General features: G+C 72.5%; 16 protein-coding genes and 1 pseudogene. 15 read left to right on the top strand and 2 right to left on the bottom strand.

Going from position 1 to position 21,459, the window contains the following annotated elements; translation table 11 throughout:
- Window positions 1–28 precede the first annotated feature (28 nt).
- The 10 genes from ACFVU7_RS37845 (at window position 29) to ACFVU7_RS37800 (ending at window position 7,425) form a co-directional block, all read left to right on the top strand.
- Entirely contained in the window at window positions 29–724 is a 696-nt protein-coding gene (locus ACFVU7_RS37845) for a GNAT family N-acetyltransferase (RefSeq protein WP_388050268.1), read from the top strand.
- Window positions 721–954: a hypothetical protein gene (locus ACFVU7_RS37840; RefSeq protein WP_388050265.1), complete on the top strand. Its 234-nt coding sequence runs from the start codon at window positions 721–723 to the stop codon at window positions 952–954. Before ACFVU7_RS37845 ends, ACFVU7_RS37840 begins: the two co-directional genes overlap by 4 nt.
- Window positions 955–993: 39 nt before the next feature.
- Complete coding sequence (locus tag ACFVU7_RS37835) at window positions 994–2,202, top strand: protein-L-isoaspartate O-methyltransferase (RefSeq protein WP_388050263.1); 1,209 nt, start codon at window positions 994–996, stop codon at window positions 2,200–2,202.
- A 151-nt stretch (window positions 2,203–2,353) separates the two neighbouring features.
- Window positions 2,354–4,372: an ATP-binding cassette domain-containing protein gene (locus ACFVU7_RS37830; RefSeq protein WP_388050260.1), complete on the top strand. Its 2,019-nt coding sequence runs from the start codon at window positions 2,354–2,356 to the stop codon at window positions 4,370–4,372.
- Between the two features lie 78 nt (window positions 4,373–4,450).
- Entirely contained in the window at window positions 4,451–5,032 is a 582-nt protein-coding gene (locus ACFVU7_RS37825) for an NUDIX domain-containing protein (RefSeq protein ID WP_388050257.1), read from the top strand.
- Window positions 5,029–5,286 carry a hypothetical protein gene (locus ACFVU7_RS37820; RefSeq protein ID WP_388050254.1) on the top strand — a complete coding sequence of 86 codons (258 nt, stop codon included), beginning with the start codon at window positions 5,029–5,031 and terminating at the stop codon, window positions 5,284–5,286. Before ACFVU7_RS37825 ends, ACFVU7_RS37820 begins: the two co-directional genes overlap by 4 nt.
- Window positions 5,258–5,707, top strand: a complete 450-nt coding sequence (locus tag ACFVU7_RS37815) for an isochorismatase family protein (protein ID WP_388050251.1) — start codon at window positions 5,258–5,260, stop codon at window positions 5,705–5,707. Before ACFVU7_RS37820 ends, ACFVU7_RS37815 begins: the two co-directional genes overlap by 29 nt.
- Before the next feature lie 286 nt (window positions 5,708–5,993).
- Window positions 5,994–6,152 (top strand): hypothetical protein, encoded by a 159-nt coding sequence (locus ACFVU7_RS37810; protein WP_388050490.1) that lies wholly within the window; start codon window positions 5,994–5,996, stop codon window positions 6,150–6,152.
- Window positions 6,149–7,027: a hypothetical protein gene (locus ACFVU7_RS37805; RefSeq protein ID WP_388050483.1), complete on the top strand. Its 879-nt coding sequence runs from the start codon at window positions 6,149–6,151 to the stop codon at window positions 7,025–7,027. The genes ACFVU7_RS37810 and ACFVU7_RS37805 overlap by 4 nt, the downstream gene beginning before the upstream one ends.
- Window positions 6,919–7,425, top strand: coding sequence for an RNaseH domain-containing protein (locus ACFVU7_RS37800; protein ID WP_388050480.1), 507 nt, complete (start codon window positions 6,919–6,921; stop codon window positions 7,423–7,425). The genes ACFVU7_RS37805 and ACFVU7_RS37800 overlap by 109 nt, the downstream gene beginning before the upstream one ends.
- Before the next feature lie 30 nt (window positions 7,426–7,455).
- Here ACFVU7_RS37800 and ACFVU7_RS37795 read toward each other — a convergent pair.
- A pseudogene (locus tag ACFVU7_RS37795) lies at window positions 7,456–7,698 on the bottom strand (transposase); the annotation flags it as partial.
- Between the two features lie 536 nt (window positions 7,699–8,234).
- Between ACFVU7_RS37795 and ACFVU7_RS37790 the strand changes: the two are divergent.
- The 3 genes from ACFVU7_RS37790 (at window position 8,235) to ACFVU7_RS37780 (ending at window position 14,540) form a co-directional block, all read left to right on the top strand.
- Window positions 8,235–8,411, top strand: coding sequence for a hypothetical protein (locus tag ACFVU7_RS37790; RefSeq protein WP_388050249.1), 177 nt, complete (start codon window positions 8,235–8,237; stop codon window positions 8,409–8,411).
- Window positions 8,412–8,859: 448 nt separating this feature from the next.
- Entirely contained in the window at window positions 8,860–14,037 is a 5,178-nt protein-coding gene (locus ACFVU7_RS37785; protein ID WP_388050246.1) for an SNF2-related protein, read from the top strand.
- Between the two features lie 62 nt (window positions 14,038–14,099).
- Window positions 14,100–14,540, top strand: coding sequence for a hypothetical protein (locus ACFVU7_RS37780; RefSeq protein ID WP_388050243.1), 441 nt, complete (start codon window positions 14,100–14,102; stop codon window positions 14,538–14,540).
- Between the two features lie 336 nt (window positions 14,541–14,876).
- Here the strand turns inward: ACFVU7_RS37780 and ACFVU7_RS37775 are convergent, their stop codons facing one another.
- Entirely contained in the window at window positions 14,877–18,641 is a 3,765-nt protein-coding gene (locus ACFVU7_RS37775) for a hypothetical protein (protein ID WP_388050240.1), read from the bottom strand.
- A 189-nt stretch (window positions 18,642–18,830) separates the two neighbouring features.
- On the opposite strand from ACFVU7_RS37775, the gene ACFVU7_RS37770 reads away from it, so the two are divergent.
- On the top strand, window positions 18,831–19,007 hold the full coding sequence (locus ACFVU7_RS37770; RefSeq protein WP_388050237.1) for a hypothetical protein: 177 nt from the start codon (window positions 18,831–18,833) through the stop codon (window positions 19,005–19,007).
- A 596-nt stretch (window positions 19,008–19,603) separates the two neighbouring features.
- The gene (locus ACFVU7_RS37765; RefSeq protein WP_388050235.1) at window positions 19,604–20,920 is read left to right on the top strand and encodes a hypothetical protein; all 1,317 of its coding nucleotides are present in this window, start codon (window positions 19,604–19,606) and stop codon (window positions 20,918–20,920) included.
- The last annotated feature ends 539 nt before the right edge of the window (window positions 20,921–21,459 follow it).

Raw genomic sequence — 21,459 nt, 5'->3', positions numbered from 1 at the left:
ACTCAACGTGCATCACACGGAATGTCTCATGAGACATACGCAGCGCGAAGAACAGATCTACACCGCCCGCTGGGCCGGCGACCCAGACGCGGTCGGGCTGACCGAGGGCGTCCTGCTGCGCTGGTTCACCCCGGACATGCTGCACCGGCTGCGGCTGCGCTCCTCCACGCGCGACTTGCTGCTCGCCCACGCCGCGCAGACCCAGGGCAGCATGGGCGTCCGACCGCCCGCGCCGCGCCAGCCCCACCTGCCGGCCCCGCTGGTCGGGCCGGGCCTGCGGCGAGCGGTACCGTCGGACGCGGCCGAGCTGACCCGGCTGCGCCTGGTCATGCTCGCCTCCGCCGGGACTGTGCCCGAACCGCAGTGGTCGGCCGATTGCGAGCGTTGGTTCGCCGACCGGCTCACCGGTGACGGGCGGTTCGCCGCGTTCGTCGTCGACGACGGCACCTGCCTGCTGTCCTGCGCAGTGGGCCAGTACACCGATCCCATGCCCAGTCCCGGTCAGGGACCGAACGTCGGGCACATCGCCTCCGTCGCAACCGACCCCGCCCACCGCCGCCAGGGCCACGCCCGGCGGGTCGTCACGGCCGTCCACGACTGGCTCACCGCCCACGGCTGCGGATACATCAGCCTCACCGCGTCCCCGGCCGCCGAGGCCCTGTACCGCTCGCTCGGCTACCGGGACCACGCCGGTCCGACCCCGCTGGCCTGGAGCGCCCGATGACCGACCAGTCACCGTTCGACCTGCTCGCCGAAGCCCGGGCCGCCGGCGCGCCGGCGCTCACGGCCGCGCAGTTCACCGCGATCCGGCTCGACCCGCGCGAGCACAGCGAGGTCGTCACCGTCTCCGAGGCGCGGCTCGAGGACGGGACGGCAGGTCACGACCGCGCCCTGACACGCGCCGTGCTGGACGCGGTGCGCACCGGTGTCCCGGCCCACATCGTGCGCCCCTGACCACCGCCACGCCGCCACACCCGTTGAGAGGAGACTCATGTGAGCACGACGTCGAGAAGCGCGGCGGCCGACCCGCGCACCGGCGGGGGGCCGCCCGCGCCCGCGGGGACGGTCGCCGCCATCGCGGACGCGGTGCCGAGCGGTTACGCACTCGCGTTGGCCGCGGAGCCGGGCGTCCACGACCCGGAAGTCGTCGCGGCGCTGGCCGCCGTGCCGCGTCACCGCCTCATCCCGCGTGCCTACCTGCCGCTGGACGGGAACCGGCCGACGACGCACTGGCGGCTGCTGGACGCGGACGTCGACCGGGCCGCGTACCAGGCGCTCGTCTACTCCATGGACCAGGTTGTCGTCCAGCTCGCCGACCAGCCGGCCGCCGGGCACACGGTCGGTGCCGTCTACAGCGGCCGGCCCTGTGCCCAGAGCTCCGGTGCCGGCCTGCTCGCCCGCACCCTGCAGGATCTGCGGGTTCGCGACGGGGACCGGTTCCTCGAACTGGGCGCCTGCACGGGTTACCTGGGAGCAGCTGCCCACCTGCTGACCGGGCGCCAGGTCACCGGCGTGGAGTGCGACCTAGACCTGGTGCGCGAGGCCACGCCCAGGCTCCGCGAGATCGGCGCCGACGTGCGGCTGCTGGCCCGCGACGCCGTGCGCGGCATACCCGACGGCACCTGGGACAAGATCGCCGCCGGTTTCGCCGTGCCCGCCGTCCCGCCGAGCTGGCTGCGCCGCCTGGCACCGGACGGTGTGCTGCGCACGACCGTCAACCCCGGCGCGCCGGGCTGGCATGCCACCGCCCTCGTCGAACGCGACGAGGGCGGCGCCTTCTCGGGCACGCTGACCGCTGATCTGTGGGGGCACGTCCCGGCCCGAGGTGCCGGTTGGCTGCCGGTGCCCGAGCAGCGCCCGGCCGGTGGCGCCGTGCGCACGGCCGTCCTGCCGCCGCCCCCGCACACCGAACGGGGCTTCTGGGTCGCGGTCGGCCATCTGCTGCCCGGGGTGCGCCGCCGCTGGGGCCCGGCCGCGGGCGAGGACGTGGTGCTCGTCGGCACGGACGGGTCGCGCGCCCACATCGCCCCGGACGGCGCCACCGCCACCGAGTGGGGCCCGCGCGCCCTGTGGCAGCTCGCCGAGGACGTCCACGAGCGCTGGACCGCCGCCGGAGGTCCGGGCACCTACCGGCTGGAGCTGACCGGCCAGGAGCAGCGCGTCGTCGGCGGCACGGGCCTGCACTGGTTGCTGCCGCTGTGACCGTGACCCCGCCGACCCGCAAGCGCCCCGCGACCGCCCCACGGTGCCGCTGCGCCGCGGCCGCACCGAGCCCGTGCGCCCGCCCGCCATCCAAGGCCGGCCCGCGCCCCGCCACCCTGCCCGTGCCCTTCGACGAGACCGGAGCCGCCCCGTGAAATGGCCACGCCGCAAACCCCGCCCCGACCTCCAGCCCTCGGCCGGCGAACTCCGCCTGTTCGGCGCCCGGTTCGGCTACGACTACGGGTTCACCCGGCACGAGAGCGCCACCGCCGACGCAACGCTGCGCCGCGTCGCCCGACAGATCCCGGCCATGCTGCTCCTTGCCTGGCGCCTGGCCTGGCGGGCCGACCGGCGGGCCCTGGTCGGCGTGGTGGGCGCCGAGGCCGGCCGCGCCGTCTTCGCCGCGGTCGCGCTGGTGGCGACCAACCGGGTGCTGACCCAACTGCTGGCCGGCGCCAGCGCCACGCAGAGCCTGCACCGGGCGCTGGTCCCGCTGCTGGTCGCGGGCGCGGCGACCGGCGCGGCGAGCTGGCTGTCGTCGGCTTCCACGTGGGCGGCGGCGGTCCTGGAGCCCCAGGTCGAGCGGATCACCACCCTGACGCTGCTGCGGCACGCCGACTCGGTCGAGCTCGCCGCCTTGGAGGACGCGGAGTTCGCGCGGACCCTGGAAAGCGCGCGCTTCGGAGCGGACTCCGTGCGGCGCCTGATCAATGAGGCCGTCGCCGTGCTGGGCGCGATGCTGACGATGACGGCGACCGCCGGGGTGATCCTGTCCCTGAACGTGATGCTGCTGCCGATGCTGGTACTGATCGCCGCGCCCCGGGCCTGGGGCGCGGTACGCACCGCCCGGCGCCGACACGCCTCCGTGATGGCCTGGCTCCAGCACGCCCGCGCCTCCAGCCTGATCTGCCAGCAGGTCACCGCGCCCCACAACGCGGCCGAGCTGCGGGTCCACGCGGTGGGCCGATGGCTGCTGGAGTGCTACGAGGAGATGGCACGCACCTCCGAGCGGGAACGCCGACGTCTCGCCGCGGCCGCGGCCGCGACCTCCGCGGGCGCCTCCGCGGCGGCCGGCGCCGCCTCGCTGCTCACCTTCGCACTCCTGGGCTGGCTCGTGCTTACCCACCGGCTGCCGATGGCCGGCGCGGTCACCGTCATCGTTGGCATCCGCACCGGCGCAGCCACCATCGGGACGCTGCTGACCGGTGTGAACCGCATGTTCGAGGAGTCGCTGTACGTCCGGGATCTCGAGCGGCTCGGTACGGCCGCCGTTGAGCGGGCCATTCCCGCCGGGGGCGCGGACCTGCCGCAGCAGCCCGCCGAGATCCGCCTGGAGAAGGTCACGTTCACCTACCCCGGCCGCGACGCGCCGTCCCTGCGCGAGGTGTCCCTGGTGGTACCCCGCGGGAAGGTCGTGGCCCTGGTGGGGGTCAACGGCGCCGGGAAGAGCACGCTGGCCAAGCTCCTCGTCGGCCTCTACCAGCCCGACGAGGGCCGGATCCTGTGGGACGACGTGGACACCCGCACCGCCGATCGCCGTCAGCTGTTCTCCTCCTGCGTCCTGTTCGCCCAGGACTTCGTCCACTGGCCTTTCACGATCCGGGCCAACACCACAGCCGGGCGCCCCGAACACGCCGAGGACGGCCAGGCGCTCCAGGACGCGGCCGACTTCGCCGGGCTCGACACCCTGCTGCGCGAGCAGCCGAACGGCTGGGACACCATGGCGGCCAAGGGCCTCATCGACGGAGTGCAGCTGTCCGGCGGGCAGTGGCAGGGGATCGGGACCGCCCGAGCGGCCTTCCGATTCTCCACCGTCGGCCCCGGCGAGCGGCCGCCGCACCTGGTGATCGCCGACGAGCCGACCTCCGCCCTCGATCCGGCCGCCGAGATCGCCGCCTTCGACCGCATCCGCTCACTGGCCGACCAGGGCATGACGGTGGTGCTGATCACCCACCGCCTGGCCGCCAGCGCCGCCGCCGACCTGATCTACGTCCTCGACGGCGGCGAACTCGTCGAACAGGGCACCCACGACCAGCTCATGGCCAACGAACCCGACCCGGACCACCCCGGGCACGGCAGCTACCGCACCGCCTACCTCCTCCAGGCCCACCAGTACGCCACCACCTCGCTGCCCGGACAGCCCCAACCCCACACCGCCGACCGGACCTGACCGCCCAACACCGCCGACCAGCCGATGATGCCAGGCCCGACCACTCCTCCCCACCGCGAAGACCGAAGGAATCCGCTCATGAGCCTGCCCACCGTCACCCGCCAGCCGGCCGTGCCCGAGCCGTGGCAGCACCACCGCCGCGCCACCCTGCTGAACACCCACTCGTACCTGATCCACCGCGACACGGTGACCCAGCCCGATGGCACCGAAGGGTTCTTCGAGTTCCACCAGGCCCGGGTCGACGGGGCGTTGACGGTCCCGCTGGACGACCAGGGCCGGATCGCCATGGTCCGCTACCGCTCCTACCTCCACGACGAGGTCCTCACCCCGCCCGGCGGGAAGCTGGACCCCGGCGAGGACCCGCTGGAGGGCGCCCGCCGCGAGCTCAAGGAGGAATCCGGCATCACGGCCGCCGCGTGGAGCCCGCTCGGCCGGATCGCACTGATGACCAAGTCCACCGCACACCTGCACATGTTCCTCGCCCGGGACCTGACGATCGGCGAGCAGGAACTGACCGCCACCGAGACGGGCATGACCGTGGAATGGTGGCCGCTCAAGGAGACGGTGGCCGCCGCGATGGACGGCCGGCTCCTGCTGTCCGGAGCCGTGGTGTCGGTCCTGATGGCCGCCCAGGCCGTGGGCGCAGCGGTGCGCGCGTGAGTGCCCAACCGGCGGCGGAAGCGCCCGCCCGGGTGCACGACTGGGTGATCCCGGAGCGCGAGTACGCCCGCCAGGAGCAGCGCCGGGGACGTCGGCACGCCTACACCTGGCTCGAACCGGCCCGCGCCGCCCTGGTGGTGGTCGACATGGTGCCGTTCTTCGACAGGCCGTACGCGCCCGCAGATCGAGGCGCTGGCGAGCACCCTGCGCCGGGCTGGGGGCCTGGTGGCCTGGGTGCTGCCGGGCCCCGGTGAGCCGACTGCGGCCCGCAGGGAGTTCTACGGCCCCGAGGTCGCGGAGATGTTCCGGACCTCCGGCGGCAGCGGCCCGCTCGCCGGGCGCCTGTGGCCGCAGTTAACCGTCAACGAGGACCGCGATCTACTCGTAGAGAAGGAGGCAGCCAGCGCGTTCTTCCCGGGTCTGAGCCCGCTGCCCGGGCTGCTGGCCGAGCGCGGCATCGACACCGTGCTGGTGTGCGGGGTCGTCACTGACGTGTGCGTGGCCGGGACGGCGCGCGACGCCTTCACCCTGGGGCTGCGGGTGATCGTGGCGGCCGACGGCACGGCTGCGGGCAGCGATGAAATCCACAACGCGACGCTGCGAACCCTCTACCGCTCCTTCGGCGACGTGCGGCCCACCGCCGAGATCCTCGACCTGATCCGGGACGGCCGGTGACCGCGCCCACAGGCCGCGGCCCGCACGCCGACACCGGCCACCCGCCGGGCGCGCTGTGGCGGCAGCCGGATTTCCGCAACTACGCCCTGGGACAGGGGATCTCGATCGCCGGCAGCTGGGTAACGTTGGTGGTCGTTCCGGCCGTCGCCGCGCTGCAGCTGTTCGAGCAGCTCAAAGAGCCCCTTTCCGCCTTCCACTTCGCCCCACTGGCCCCCACCAGAAGACCTCACAGCGCCGACCGGGCCGCATCGAACCCGCTCACGAAAGCGCAGACCACACCCTGGAGTTGTGGCACTGCGCCCCCGGCACCTACCAGGCCGTCCACCTTGCCTTCACTGGCCTCCTCGGCTACCGCCACCAGGGAGAGGACCCCGACCAGGAGGGACTCCACCGCTACGAGGGCGACACCCGCCTCTCGTTGCGCCTGGTCAACCCGCCGCGCTGACGGCCGGCCTTCCCAAGCCGGTCCCGGACGCCACCGCGGAACAGCGCCGTGCCCACCGCGCCCAGCAGCGGAAGACCCGAACCGACGAACTTCGCGAAGCCTTCCCCGATGATGGGCCCTTGGTGGGCTGCCTGGTGGAGATCGACAAACCCGTCATCTACGCCCTCGCCCGTCAGGACGACCCCAAGCCCCTCCTCAAGCAAGCCCTGCCCTCGCTCGGCCGACACGTGCAGTGCCTTCACCCGGTCACCCTGACTGCCGGCCCCGCATCCAAGGCCAAGCCCGCGAAGCCCTTCGCTGGCAGTACCGTCCGCACCGACGATGTCCACCGCGCCGCGTCTTCGGTGAAAGACATCCTGCGCTCCATCGGACACCTTCCCCGTCTGCCCCGCCCCCACGGCATCGACACGCGCTTCGAGGTCATCACTGTCCACATCGCACAGGCCAGGAACGGCCTCGTCCCCTACATCCTGCGCAGCCGCACGGACGGCACCACCACCGGGCACCTCATCCCCACTCCGAAGCATCCGCGCGAAGACCCGCTCGACATCCGCGACCTGCCGCGCGCTCTGACCGCCGGCCGCGGACGCCTCCCCTGGAAAGAACGTCAGCAACTCGTCGAGTTCGTCGCCCAAGCCCTGACAGTAGACTCCGCTGCCCCGCGTCTCTTTCTCGCCCGCGCGCACTCCCTGCGCCGCGCCGACCTATGTCCATGGCTGCAGAACCCCCACATCACCCCCAACCAGCAGCACCTCCCCGGCCAGGACTGCGCCAGCAGTCAGCCAGGCACCGCTCGCACCCCCCTGACCTCCCCGGCCTGCGCATCGTCCGCGTCAACGACGGCGGGACCGAGATCCGCCTGGCCTTCGGAGTGAACCTGGCCGAGCCCAATAACAAGGACATCGACCCCACGCAGGCACCTGACCAGGACGAAGCTGACGGAGAGGAACACCTGGCCTACAACGAATGGGGCCGTTACTCCGGCGTCGTGAAGTGGAACGCTCACGCCTACCTGGCCATCAACCCCCGCCCGGACACCCAGCAGCTCGCCAAGACCGCCTCCAAGTACGACGGCCCGGACTACCTCCACCGCCACGGAGCCAACCCGCACTCGCTGGAGATGCACGTGTCCTTCTACCAGCCCAAAGACAACCCCGCCGACCTAGCGGCCTACGTCAATAATCTCCGCCGCTGCCACCTGCACACCGATACGCCCACCACGCTTCCGTGGCTCCAGCATCACGCGAAGCTCATGGAGGAGTACATCGTCTGACAACTCACCTGCCTCTGCAGAGCCGGTGCAGCCCGCCATGTAGCTTTCCGGGCTCTTGTCGTATCGGGTCGCCAGGCCGCGCCAGGTCTTGATCTTCTGGAAGCACCGTTCGACGTGGCTGCGCTGCTTGTAGCGGTCGGGGTCGAAGGTGACCGGTCGGCCGCCGGCGGAGTCCTTCCGCTTCCGGTTCGCCGCCTGGTCCGCCTTCTCCGGGATCACTGCGGTAATCCCGCGCCTGCGCAGGTAGGCACGGTTGGCCTTTGAGGAGTATGGCCTTCGTCCTGACCGCGGGGCAGGTCTCCGACAGCCCGCAGTTCGTCCCCGGACTCGGGAAGGTCCGGGTGAATCCGACCGGTGACACACCCACAGGCGCGCCCGTTCCCCCCGGTGGCGACCTGGAGCTGGCCGTGGTCATCGCGGTGCATGGCCGAAACCCGTCGCAGCAGCCCCTGCGGCGTACGCAGCCCGGGGCCGACGACGAGGACGTCGCCGGCGGCCAGGGACTGGGCGGGGCCACTCGCGGAGGCGAAGAGCAGCGTCGGACCGTCGGTGCTGCTCACGAGGTCGACGACGACACGTTGGCACCGGCGGCCACGACCACGTCGAAGCGTGTCCGCTTATCGATCGGGATGACCGGCGGGAATGCGCACCGAAGGCACAGAACTCTCCCTATCGTGACGCTTCGCTGCTGGACTGTGCAAGTCCGGTCGCCGATACACGCAAGGGTGGGCCGATTTGCTGCACGAGCGCAGTAGCGCTCGCTAGGGTCACTGCGGCCAGCTGCCCGACGGGGGGCAGCGGATCGGAGGATGATCGTGGACGGCAACGGGTTCGACGGCATGGTCGTGAGTCCCGACGGCACTGTGGGGATCACGGACGGACAGGCGCACTCGCCGTCAGTCGCGGAATTCCTCGCGGATAGCGGGGACGTGATCGCCGCCCTGTTCGGGGGCCTCTTCACGGAAGAGAGCGGCCTGCCCGAGTGACCGCCCTCGACGCGGCCGTCACCGATGGTGAGCGTGTACATGGAGGCGGTCGGCTGAACGCTTTCAGCCGACCGCCCGGTCGCGAAGCTGTCGGGGAACACCCTTCATCCGGCGGTCCGCATGCACCGAGAGAGGACCACAGCCGTTTGTCAACATAACGTCAGATCTTCATGCTTTTGGGTTACTTCTGTCTCGGAGGCCCGATTGCGTCGGGCACGATGTCGCTATGCCTCCCCGGACTTCCATCGCTCTCCGCTGCTCCGGCTGCGGCCGCAGTCACGCTCGCGCCACCGATCGTGACCAGTGGAACGGCACATTCGAGCGGGGTGTGCTGAAGGCGGCGACGTGCCCGGACTGCCAGTCCCCCGGCCAAGCTCTCGAAGCGGTCGTCAACGAAGCACTACGCGTTCCCGCAAGTCTCACGAAGTATGGTGCGCACGCCACCCATATGGCCAAGCCCGGCGAGTGGAATGTCGTGCAGGCCGGCATCGACCCGTCCGTCCGGAACGACTCGGACACTCACCTTGCGGTGCGTCTCGTCGACGACATCCTGCGCCTGTCCGTGGCCGCGCACAGCGACGCGGCCTTGGTCTCCATCCTCGCGCCGGGCCTGTGCACCGAGGTCGCGACCGCCGCGTTGGCCGACGAAGGCGCGACCGCGACTGGCCGGCGCGTGATGGTTCAAGCCGTGCCTGACTGGCCAGCCGACTTGGTGATCCTGGCCGCCGACCACAGCTCACTCCTGGACGGTGAGGACCGCGGTGAGCTGATCCTCTACTTCCACCCCGACATCTCATCCGGTCTGCTGCGGGCCTTCGCTCCCCACATCGTCGCCCTGATGGGAGACCAAGGGGGCATGCCGGTGACGGCTGACGGGACCGCCGGGTTGCTGGCCCGGCTGGTATCGGACGACGCCCTGCCGTGGATCAGCACGTCGTGGATGTCCGGCCTCCTGACCCGCCCGGGAGCACTACCCGCGGAGACGGACCTGGCTCAGCTGGACAGGAGGGTGCTGTGCTCGCTTCAGGGACCCAGCACCACCCCCGCCGACCTGGTGGTGGTGATCTGCAGCTCGTACGGCTTGCCGAAAGCCGTCGCGTTCGCGTGGAAGGTCCTGGCCGCCGATCTCGGGATCGCGTGGACGGCGCTGGAGGCGGCCGCGTGGGCGTGCGGCATGACGCTGGTGCGTCGCAGTGCGTGTCTCGAACCAGGTTTCGAGGCCTGCCAGTTGGCGCTCCACGACGGTGGCCGGAGCGTGACCGGTCCGGTCGGTGTCGCCGGCGGTGCCCGGGCCGCTCTTCACCGTGCGGCGCTGGCGCTGCTGGAGACGCTGGCGCAGGCCGAAGGTCACGGCGAGGCTCTCTCCCCGGAGGGTTGGGCCGGCGTCGAGGGCCTGGTGGCGTGGGCGGACGACTCCCGGGTCGGTCCGGTGGTGTCGGCCCTGACGACACAGGCGCAGTCGCCGGGCAGGACGTCGGCCGCTGGGGGCGCCAAGAAGCGCAGGCGGGCGAAGGGGTGGCACTCCGGCGGGTCTTCCGCTGTGGACGCCGCGCAGTTCGTGGAGGACTCGAAGGCGGAGGTCGCTCACCAGGAGCGCCTGCTGGCGGTGTCCGATCGGATCTCCTCGGACACCGAACAGCGGGTCGAGGCGTGGCAGGAGCGGCTCGCGCAGTTGGTCGAGGCCGGTGCCCCCGAGGAAGAGATTCTGGCCGCCGGTGCGGCCTGGGACGCCGTGACAGAGCGCAGCGGCCGGCCTGGTCGGCCGGGCTTCCAGTGGGTTGAGCTGTGCCGGACGGGCAGCATTGGCGGGGCTGTGCTCAGCGGGACGGCCCACCGGGTGGGCGATGCGGACGGGCAGGCGCTGTGGGTCGGGCAGATCCGGCAGGATCTCGCGGGCGTCGATGTCCTGCTGGTGGAAGGGCCGGTGCAGCTCTCGGAGGACGCCGCGCTGGACGCCGCAGCGGTTCTTGCCGCCGCGAAGCTGGGCGTGGTGGTGGGGCCGGTCGCCGATCTCCTGCGGGTGTGGCACCTGGTGCCCCCGCAGGAGTCGTTGCCGTGTGTGGTGGAACTGGCGAAGGCCGGCGTGCTGGTCGGGTTCGAGACGGCGGTTGAGGGTGATGGCCCGGTGACCGTGACGATGTCCGCCTGCGCGCAGGGCGGGCCGGTGCGCGTCGTGGCGACGGGTGCCGACGAGGAAGTCGCCGTCGAGCAGTGCGCGCGGCTCCTGCTCGGGGCGTTGTCCGGTGAGCGCGGCTTCGGGCCCCTGGGGTGGACGGCGCAGGCTGCTGAAGGGTGGCTGGGGGACGCGGGCGGGGAGCGGTGGTTCGGTGCTCTCAAGCGTCGGGCGACCAGGCCCCTGGGTGGCGGGCGGCAGGTGGAGTTGAAGGCCAGGGTCGGCGGCCGCGATGTGCGGATCGCGGTGGTCGCCGAGGTCGAGCCGATCGGGGAGCTGGCGGCGCGGTGGCTGCTGGTGCAGGAGATCGCGGGACGGGTACCGCCGGCCGTGCTGGAGCGGGAGCCGGCGCGTGCGTGGCAGGCCGCGGCGGCTCTGTGCGAGGGCGGTGTGCTGGGTGAGGTCGAGCTCGCGGACGGCGTGGGCGGCGATGGGGCGGTCGTGGCGCGGGCGGCCTTCGGTGACGGGCGGGTGTGGGCATCGGGCCCCGACCGCGACCAGGTGTGCGCGGAGCTGCTGGCCGCGGTGCGCTGCTGGCTGCTGGCACCGGAGGCCGCCGAGGAGTCCGGTGCCGGGGCACCCGAGCCGGGCTGGGTCGCCCTCTTCGAGGCGCCGCCCTCCGGCGACGACGCGGACCTGACCTGCGGCGAGCGGCTGCTGGCGGCGGTACGGGCCGGTGCGCGCCTGTGCGTGGTCGGCGTGGACGGCCCGGAGCCCGGGTTCGTGACCTTCGACACCGCCACCGCCCGCAAGGCGAAGCCGGGCCGGGGCGGTGGGGGTTGGCGGTTGTGGTCGGAGCGCGGAGCCCTGGTCGTGCCGGGACCGTGCGTGCCGGTCGCCGATGCGGCCCGGGTGCTGCTGGCCGCTGACCCGGATCCCGCGTGGGACGCCTCGGCCGTGGCCTGGCGCGAGATCCTGCGGTACGGATGCCAGGTGGTGGCCGGAGGCCAGGTCCGCCCCGGCATCCGGGCCGACGGCACCGCGCTGTGGCGGCCGGGACCGCTTGGCGACGAACAGCATGCCTGGCTGGAGCAGCTGGCGGCGGACCTGCCACCGTGGGCGCACAGCGCGGCCCTCGGCGGCCGGCGCGGGACGATGCTGTCCGCCCGCGCGGCAGCGGACCTGGTGCTGGGCGAGCTCACCGATGCCCTCGTTTGCGGCCCGGGAGTCGCGGCGATCTGGGGCCACAACGCCCTGACCGCCCGCACCCGCCACCCGGTACGCGGCGCCGCCGCCCAGTGGCTCGACGCGCTGGAGGAGATCGCGGACCCCACCCCGCTGCCCGGGGTCGTCGTCCAGGTGATGCCTCCCCCACGGCCAGGCGTATCCGCGCAGTCCCTGCAGGTGAGCGTCCGCCTGCGGCCCGCCGAGCGCGGGGCCGCCTTGGTGACGCTGCCCGAACTGCACGAACGCCACGGGGCCGAACACCCCGCTGTGCTGCGCGCCCGACGGGCGCTGCGCAAGGCCGCCGCACTGTGGTCCCCACTGGCCGCCGCGGGCGACGGCGACCGGGTGAGGGTCCGTCCGGGCGAGGCTGTGCTCCTGCTCGGCCACCTGGGACGGGTTCTGCGCCAGGCCGGGGTGGAGGTGGTGTGGCCCGAGCAGTGGGCGGCCCGACTTCGGGCAACGGTTGTCGCCTCCGGTCCGCCCGACGCGGGCCTGGCGCTCGACCAGCTCGTGGACTACCGCTGGCAGCTGCGCCTCGACGGGAGTCCGCTGAGCCCGGAGGAGAGCGAGCGCATCGCGGCGGCGGCCGGGGCCCTGATGTGGCTGCGCAACCGCTGGGTGCTGGTGGACGAGGTCACCGCCGAACGCGCTCGCGGCCGCCGGTTGCGCCGGGGCGTGCCTGCGGGTGAGGCGCTGCAGGCGGTGCTGCTGGGGTCGGTGGAGTTGGAGGGCGGCGAGCACGCGGACGTGGTCGCCGACGGTGGTCTGGCCGACCTGGCCGACCTGCTGACCGGCGCCGCGCACACCCGGGTCGAAACGCCGCCGGGTCTGGCCGGCACGCTGTGGCCCTACCAGAGCGCGGGGTTGACCTGGCTCGCTTCGGTGACGCGTAACTTCGGGGCGATCCTCGCCGACGAGATGGGCCTGGGCAAGACGATCCAGACGATCGCGCTGATCCTGCATCGCATCCACACCGGGCAGTCGGGGGGTCTGCCGGTGCTGGTGGTGGCGCCGGCGTCGATGGTGCTGACCTGGGTCCGCAGGCTCGCCGAGTTCGCCCCCGCCGTGCCGGTGCGCGGCTATCACGGGCCGGACCGGTCCCTGGAGCACCTGGCCGCCGACGAGGTCGTCGTGACCAGCTACGGCACCCTGCTGGAGGACCGCGATCTGCTGACGGGCCAGGCCTTTTCCCTGGTGGTCGCCGACGAGGCGCAGTTCGTGAAGAACCCCGCCTCGCAGCGGGCCCAGGCCCTTGCCGCCGTGCCGGCACTGACCCGCCTCGCGCTGACCGGAACCCCCGTGGAGAACAGGCTGAGGGACCTGTGGGCGCTCCTGAACTGGACCAACCCCCACCTGTTCACCTCCCTGGCCGCGTTCATGCGCGCCTTCGGCACCCTCGAGAAGGGCCCCGACCCGAAGACCCAGCGGGCGCTGAACCGGGTCGTGGGCAGCGTGATGCTGCGCCGCCGCAAGAAACACCCCAAGGTGGCCCTCGACCTGCCGGAGAAGATCACCTCCCGGCACGTCCTCGCTCTGACGCCCGCCCAGGTCGGCCTCTACACCCGTGCCACCAGGCTCGCGACGGAGGTGCTCCGCACCGCGTCGGGCCGCGACCGGTCGGCGGCGGTTCTGCGGCTCATCACCCAGCTACGGCAGATCTGCAACAGCCCTCTGCATCTGAAGATCGGATCCGCGACCTCGGACCGCCTCGCCACCGGCCTGGCCGGCTACGACCCCGCCCGCGCCAGCAAGGAGGCCTCCAAGCTCGCCGCACTGGACGACCTCGTACCCACGATCCTCGACAGCGAGCCCGGGGCGGCGGCGGTTCTCTTCACCGAGTTCGCGACCATGGCGATGGTGCTCAAGCGCCACGCCACCGCCTGGGGCTGCCGGCCGCTGCTGTACACGGGCGCGATGACGTCCGGCCAACGCGACGTCGCCCTGACCAGGTTCCGCGACCGGCACAGCAGACTTCTGATCGTGACCCGCGGCTCTGGAGGCACCGGCCTGGACCTCGTCACCGCCAACCACGCAATCCTGGTGGACACCCACTTCAACCCCGCCGCCGTCAGCCAGGCCGTGGACCGCCTCCACCGGCCCGGCCAGCGCAGCACTGTCCACGTCCACCACTTGCAGACCGCCGGGACCATCGAGGAGAAGATCGAAAGGCTGCTCGCACGCAAGAACGAGCTTCTCGACGCGCTCAGTCCCGGCACCGCGTTCGACCCCGCGCAGCTCAGCAACGACGAACTGTACGAGCTCATCGCCTTGGGGACCGCCGCATGACCCCACCCCTGAACCCTGTTCCCCGCCCGCGGACACCGGCTCGGGCAGCCGAGCCTACATCCGTGACGACGTACACGGCCGCACTCGAACGCTGGCGCGCACCACGCAACGGCGACTCACGACCACCGACGCGCAGTCCGGCCACCGGCCACCGGCTCCTCCAGGACGACCTGCCCACCCCGCCCGCCGGCCTCCCCACCCAGGGCGACTTTCTTGAGATCGCCCACGCGGCGGCGGACCGGGCCCAGACCCTGCTCAACGCCGAACCCCTGCCCCTCACACCGATCGACCACGCCGTCCACATCGCGGCCCTCCGGCCTGGAACGCCCCTCGAACCCGCCCACCGGCTTCACCTCGACATCGGCCACTGGCGTGAGCTCATCGCCACGTATCGCACCGATCGGGACAACCTCCACGGGCTGGGGACAGACCCTCGCGGCCGCTCCGCGCTCGCGCTTGTGCGCGACACGGAGCCCGGTGGAGCCTCGGCTCTCCGTGCTTGAGGTGGCTGGCGCACCACCCAAGGAGCCGGATGTTGGTGCGGCTGAGGTGTTCACGGCGGACGTCCGAGACGCCGACAGCGTCCTGCCAATCACCGTCGAGGGCCAATTCGCCGTCCAGGTGGATCGGCGTGGCCAGGGCCCAGCGCCCCCGGAACACCAGCTCTGGCCGCGCCTCGTCGCGCTGGCGCGCAGTGGCGCCGGCTGGCTACGGGCGTGCTTTCTGAGCGGCGGGCGGGTGGCCATCAGGCCCCGACCATTGCCATCACACCGTGATCGCTGCCATTGCGGGTGGCGGCACCGGGAGATGCCAGACCGGGGGTGCTGGCCCGGCTGCGCCTATGCACCGTCAGGGGGTGGCTCCTGCAGGTGGCGGTGGGTGAAGACGATGTCCCGTACCCGGTCCACCGCCTCGGGGCTGACGCGCTGCAGGACGGGCAGGGCCAGATGCCAGGCGCCGACCAGCAGTGCTTCGGCGATCAGTTGGGTCGCCGGATCGGCGCCCGCGACCGTGTCGGGCGGGGTCTGCTGCAGGGCCAGGGTGTGCAGGGTCTGGGTAAAGGCGGTGCTGGTGGTCTCCGACGGGAGCCGGGGGCCGGGGGGCGTGCCGGTGAGGTAGGCGGCAAGGGCGAGGGACGCTTCGGCCCGCTCCCAGGAGGTCCAGTATCGGGCGGCGGCGCGGCGGGCGCTGTGGAGGTCGCCGGCTGCGGCGTGGGCGATGGCGAAGCCGGCCATCTGCGTTTCCTCGGGGTCGCCGGACTCGGTTTTCGGATACAGCCGTTCGAGGATGGTGCGGGCTCGGGCCGGCTGCATGGGAGTCTCGATGACGATGAGGCTGAGCCAGACTGCCATGTCCGTCACCGGCCGCGCTCGGGCGGTCCAGGCAGCGCCGATCGCCTGGAGGATCCTGTTCCGGCATGCCTGGTGGGTGTGGCCGATGGCGGCGAGGAGTTCGGCGAGTTCGGTGACCTGTCCCCCGCCCTGGGCGGTTGGGGAGTCGGTGGTGGCCCAGGTGGGAGCGGTGTCGATGAGGGCGGCGGCGGTGTCCGGGTCGTGCTCGGCCAGGGCTGATGCTATGGCGGTCCGTGCCCGATGGCCTGAGGCGGCGTGGGTTGCGGCGATCCGGCCGGCGAGGGCGAGGGCGTCCTGGGTGTGGCCGTTGTGGGCCAGGGCTTGCGCGGCAAGACCGGTCGCGTCGGTCTGCGACTGCCACGACGGGTCGAGTCCACGGGGCCCTGCGGGGGGAAGGTGCTCTGCGAGCCGGGCTGCCGCGCGGGCCAGGGTCAGGCTCCCCGCGCCGGGCCGGGCTTGGAGGGCTGCGCGCGCGAGTGCTTCGACGCGGTTGCACGGGTCGGTGAGGCTGTCCGCGAGGGTGCGCGCCGCGCGGGTTCGGCCCGCGCCGGCGAGAGCGCCAGCGAGGCGGGTCAGGCGTCCCTCCTTCCAGCGGAGGCCGTTGGTGCGTACGGGGTCGGCCGCGTGCGCCTGCAGGGCCCCGGCGAGGCAGCGTTCCGCGGTGTCGGTGTCGCCGCGCTCGGCCAGGTCCAGGGCTCGCCGGGCGAGGGCCTCGCAGGTGTGTGGCGCGGGGTCTTCGAGAACGGCCCGAGCCGTGTGGGCCCTCGCGGTGAGCCGCTCGGGTACGGCCCGCAGGAGGCGGTGGGCTTCGTCGGCGGCTCCGGCGGCGACCAACCCTCGGACGACCTCGGTGAGCGCGTCGACCGGCAGGAAGGCGAAGAGCGCGTTCTCGTCCTCGGGCACGCTGTGCGGCTCGGACAGTGCCGCGGCCAGGAGGTCCCTGGCCTGGTACGCCAGGGCGCGGGCCTGGTCCGGGGAGTCGGTGGCGAGCGCGGAGGCGGCGGTCGCGCGGGCGCAGGCGGCTTCCAGCCCTGCGGTGACGCTGGCGGCGTAGACGGCGATCTCCTCGCGCAGCCGTGCTGCGCCCGCCGGGCCCGCTGCCTCGGTGGTGGCGGCGATGGCGGCCACGACGGCGCGGGGGTGGTAGGTGCGGTAGGTCGTCTCGTCCGGTGAGGTGAGGGCGCGGATACGATCCTGGGCCCAGGCGAGGAGCCGGTCGGCTTCGGCGGGATCGTGGGGGCGGGTGAGTGCGGAGGTGCGGGCCGCCAACGTGATCGGCAGGGTCTCGTCGTCGCAGTGGATCAACCGGTCGTCGTCCTGCCCGAGCATGGCGGGCAACAGGTGGGTTTCGGCCAGCAGGGCACGGCCTTCGGCGGGGCCGGCCGGTCCGGGGATCGCGGTCATGACGGCCACGGCCGCCTCGCCGATGGCCTGTTGGGTCTCGACGTCACCGCCTCGCATCTCCTCCTGGCGGGCCTGCCGGGCCCACCGGGCGGCCTCCCTGGCCGTGTTGGGCGCGCCCGGGTGGCCGGTGTGGGCCATCGCGGTGGCGACCGAGGCGAGTTGGGCTGCTTTCACTTCCGGCTGGTCGGTGGCGCGAGCGAGGTCCAGGGCCCGTCCGGCTTGGCCGAGCCGGACGAATGCCTGCGCCACCAAGGGCGGCAGCGCCGCGGTGTGGGCGGTCAGCAGGTCTTGGGACACGGCGAGCGCCGCGAGGTTCGCCAGGTTCACCGGCTGCTGCTGTGCGATGGCATGCCGCGCGGCGTCGAGGTGGGCGAGGGCGGCATCGGCGGACCAGCGTTCCAGCAGTGCTCGCTGGCGGTGCGGGTCGAGGGCCAGCGTGAGAAGCCGATCGCTGTCGCCCAAGGCCGTGAGCAGGCGCGGGTAGTCGTACAGGAGGTAGGCCGGGGCCTGGTGGTGCCATCGGAGGCCGCGGTAAGTGTCGGCCCAGGCGTGCAGTGCCCGCTCGTGGCCGACGATCAGGCTCCGCCCGAGCTGGGCAGTGGCCGCGCGGTGCAGCTCGGCGTGTCCCAGCAGATAGCGGCGGGCCCCCGCGGTGACGGGCGGCTGGTACGGGCCGGCCGCGGGGATCAGGCTGCGCCCGGTGATGCTGCGCAGGATGCGCTCCACCTCGAACGGCGGAACCTGGGCCAGCTCGGCGAGGTCATCACGGCTCAGGGCACCGTGGGCGGCCGCGAGCAGGCCCAGGACGGTGCGGCCGAGTTCGCTGTGCAGCAGGTGCTGGATGTCCCTGGTGGCCGCTTCCTCGATCCCCTGTGCTCCCGGCCAGGGTTCGAGGCGGCGGATGGCCGCCGCCTCGCGCAGGGGGTGGTCGCTGGGGACGTCGTCGGGCAGGGGCGGGTTCGGACGCCCGGTGACCAGGACCCGCATGCCGGCGGGCGGGTTCTTCGGCAGCAGGGCAGCGATGGAGGCACCGCCAGGGCGGGCTCCCGCGTCCTCGTCCAAGGCGTCGACGACCAGGACCAGCCGTCTCCCTCGGTCGCGGCACGCCTGCCCGGCCTGCTCCATGAGGGCGAACAGCTCCTCCGCGCTGCCAGCCCGGCCGGCCGGGCGGCCGGCGAGGTCGCACAACTGCTTCCACAGGTCCTTGCGGAAGTCCTCGCGGTTGTTGTTCTGCAGGACCTCACTGATGAAGTACACGGCGAACTCCACCCCCCGCGGCCGGGACCGGGTGACCAGATGGGCCATCAGGGCGCTCTTGCCCGTCCACGGCCCGGCCTGCCACCACGCGTACGGTGATCCCGCCCCCTCAGGGGCGGCGCAGAACGCCTCGAGCTCTCGCAGCTCCTCGCCGCGGCCGCTCAGATGGGCTGGCGGGACGAACACCGCAAGCGCCGTGCGGGCCCGCGCGCCATGCTCACCGCTCGTGCCGCGCGCCTTGCCCGCCACGGTGGTGGGCAACGCCGACTTCGCCGGGCGGCCGCCGCGCTGCCGTCCGGACTCACGCTGGGCAGCTTCCACCAGTTCCTTGAGGCAACCGAGCGTCACCACAGCGGTGCGGCCCCGTTCTTGGGCCCTGGTGTCCAGGATCTCGGCGAGCTTCAGCACCGCCCGAGTGTCGCTCGGACCGCGCCTTCCCTTGAACCACTCCTCCAGCGCCGACTTTCCAACCTCGAAGCCGCCCGCCTTCATGCGGCTGCTCAGGCTCTCCAGGCCCGGCCGGCCCGCCGCATCCCGAAGGACCGACAACTGCCGGCCCAACTCCTTCCGGGCCGCGAACTCGCCGTCCACCCTCACCCTCCCCAGAACCGGAAGTCCCCTCCTCAAAAACCCGCCGGAAAACCCCCAACCAAGCCCCTGCAATGGCCTTTTGAAGAAGACCGCGAGCCGGGGAAATCGCAGGAAACCCCCCGGAACGGCGACGGTACACCACAGATCCGGCGGCCCGCACCGGCGCCGCCCCAACCCAGGAGGTCCCCCATGCCCAACCTGCCCGTGCTGCTCCACGACGGCGAGCAGCTCGCCTCCTTCACTGCCGCCGTAGGGGCGCTGTGCGTACTCCTGGCAGTGGCGGTAGCGGTCCTCGCCCGCAACCCTCGACGGCGCCGCGACGCGCGAGAGACGCTCGCGATCCTGCTGCGCCGCAGGGACCGGTGAACCGCGACGTCCCACGTGCCGGGCGCGGGCCACCGTGCCTGCGCCGGCGGTGGACCGGGGGCACCCCGCCGGACCGGCCCTCCCCCGGACCGGGTTCTCGTGCTGGCGAACCGGCAACCGGGTACACGGCTCGCGCGGAGACGCCCGCGTGCGGACGCGCCGGGAAGCTGAATCCAGGCCCGGGGCCTGAGCCTCACCTGAAGTTGCCGCGACCGGCCTCCGGGTACCTACGGGCCGGGGTACGCACCCGCCGCGCAGCGTGGGTGGGCGTCGGCGCTCGGGTCTGGCTTGGTCGTCCGGGCCATCTCCTGGCTGCTACGGCAGCGAACGCCCGACGTGCTGGTCCGGCACAGGGGCCCCGCAGGTGTTGATCAACGCGGCGTTGCCTCTGTCGCCGTTCTGCGGCTGCCCGCAGGCGACCGCATCCAAGCCCCCGAGATCCTCCGGCTCAGGACGCCGACCGGCCGTCATCCCACCAGGTGTCGGAGACTCCGCGACCTAGGCTGGTAGCATAGAGCTACGCTCCGTGACGTTCAGTATGGGCCGCTGCGCTTCGCCTGGCTGATCCACGGGATTGGGGACATGGATGGGGCAGGATGCTTCTGAGCTGGGCGGACTGCGCGCGCCTGCCGACCGAGGTGGTCTCCGCAGCGGCGGGAGCCGACTTCGAGGCCCTGGTACGGGTCGCGATCGCTGACGCCATCCGGGATCTCCCGGACACGACCGCTTGGCTGCGGTCACCGGATATCCATCTCGACTGGCTGGACGCGCTGCTTTTCGCCGAGGGCGATCTGCAGGTGACGGTCGAGCAGATGGCCTACGACGGCGACCCCCATCTTGTGGCTTCGAGGGCCCGCCTGAAGAAGGTCCGCCGCGCCCTAGACCGGGCGCGCAGCCTGGCAGGCCAGTACCGCCACCAGGCCCGCCGTACCCGCGACGCACACGACCACCACGACGCAGTCCATGTCGCTCAGCGGTGGCTGCGACACCACTTCGCCGACGAGGCCGACCAAATCCGCGACGAGCTCTGCCGCCGCGCCGGGCTTCCCTTCCATGCCCCCGACCGGCCAACCACTGTGGACGGCCTTCACGCTATCGAGCTCGCCGCGGAACAATCCACGCCCGCTCTGCCGCCCGACCACCCGGCCGCCGTCCTACTCGTTGCCGCCCGGGAGCCGTTCCTTGCTATCGTCGAAGCGGACATCCGCCAGCAGAAGTCACGCAACCAGGCCCTGCGCCACCCCTTGGTGCTGCGACGCTGGCGACAGGCGCTAGAGGCCCTGCTGGACGACTGCCAGCCACGGGCCCACGCAGCCTCACCCCGGCGTCTCGGCGCACTCGAAGTCGACCTGCGGACGCTGGAGCCGGACAGGGCCAGGCGCGTACTCCGCAGTCGTCGATTCTTCACCGCGGCGCTCCAGCGACTGGCCGAATTCGAGCAGGTGGTACGGCGGCTGCATCTCGAGGCCGAACAACACGACCACGAACGCCAGCGGCCATGGGCCGAGATCGAGAGCAAGACCCGCGCCGAGCTCGCACGCCGCCGGCGGGACGAGCACGCGTTCCTGCTCCGCAGCCTCCACCCGTACGGGGTCGAGTTCGCCAGCCCGCGGCTCGACCCCCGGTGGTGCGACGACACCAACCGGTGGGCAGCAGTCCGCAGACAGGCCTTGACCGCGCTGGCCGAGGGCACCTGGACGACCGCCGTACCGTCGAGCCGACCGGCGGGCGCAGCACAGGACGACGCCGACACCGCGCGCCGCAACGCCTACCTGCGACGTCAGGTACTGGCTGGCACTCTGACGCCGCGGCAGGCCCAGAGCTTCCGGGAGCGCGACAACCGGCGGCGCCGAGCCAAGGAGCCCACCCTGGGGGACGAGAACGGGCAAATTAGATGCCACTGGGAAGTTTAGGACAGTGGGGCGCCGACGGCTCCACCCGCAGCCGCCGTGGAAGCCCGGCGCCGCGCCAGGCTGTGGGCCAGCTGGCGTCTGTCCGGGCATGGCTTTTGCCGCCGGTGTGGTCCGAACGGGTGCCCATGATTCCGGACAGGGGTGCTGTTGTGGGACGGTGGCGGCCATGACCAGCCTTGGGGGCAGGCATCTTCGGTCCGTTCCGGCCGCACGAACGGTGGGGGCACCAGGCGAGTCCGGGGGCCGGGGGAAGGGCTGTATGTCGGCGATGTACTGGGCGAGGGCCTCCGCCGCATCGGCCAGGTCAGCCAACGACGGTTGGGTTCTGTTGTGGCTCAGCTTCCTGCTCTGGACCAGGCCGTCGTGTGGGCCGGAGCTCCAGGATCTCGGGACGTCCAGTGGCCCGGCGGCTTAGATCAGAGCACCCCGATCCGGCAACATTCGCCGGGCGGGAGAGCCACGTACCCTCGCGTGAGTGCGGTTGCACCGCTGTCCACGACAGTCGGCTCCGGCTCGTGGTGATGCCGGAACAGCAGCAG

Source organism: Kitasatospora sp. NPDC058046 (assembly GCF_042885595.1).
In the GTDB taxonomy this organism is placed as follows: Bacteria; Actinomycetota; Actinomycetes; order Streptomycetales; family Streptomycetaceae; genus Kitasatospora.
The sequence above is the reverse complement of the archived record's forward strand: the minus strand, read 5'-3'. Positions and strand labels throughout refer to the sequence as shown.

Coding starts and splice junctions, on each gene's coding strand:
- ACFVU7_RS37785 (WP_388050246.1), top strand. CDS start 8,860: ATGGCCAAGCCCGGCGAGTGGAATGTCGTGCAGGCCGGCATCGACCCG.
- ACFVU7_RS37790 (WP_388050249.1), top strand. CDS start 8,235: ATGATCGTGGACGGCAACGGGTTCGACGGCATGGTCGTGAGTCCCGAC.
- ACFVU7_RS37845 (WP_388050268.1), top strand. CDS start 29: ATGAGACATACGCAGCGCGAAGAACAGATCTACACCGCCCGCTGGGCC.
- ACFVU7_RS37825 (WP_388050257.1), top strand. CDS start 4,451: ATGAGCCTGCCCACCGTCACCCGCCAGCCGGCCGTGCCCGAGCCGTGG.
- ACFVU7_RS37840 (WP_388050265.1), top strand. CDS start 721: ATGACCGACCAGTCACCGTTCGACCTGCTCGCCGAAGCCCGGGCCGCC.
- ACFVU7_RS37765 (WP_388050235.1), top strand. CDS start 19,604: ATGCTTCTGAGCTGGGCGGACTGCGCGCGCCTGCCGACCGAGGTGGTC.
- ACFVU7_RS37770 (WP_388050237.1), top strand. CDS start 18,831: ATGCCCAACCTGCCCGTGCTGCTCCACGACGGCGAGCAGCTCGCCTCC.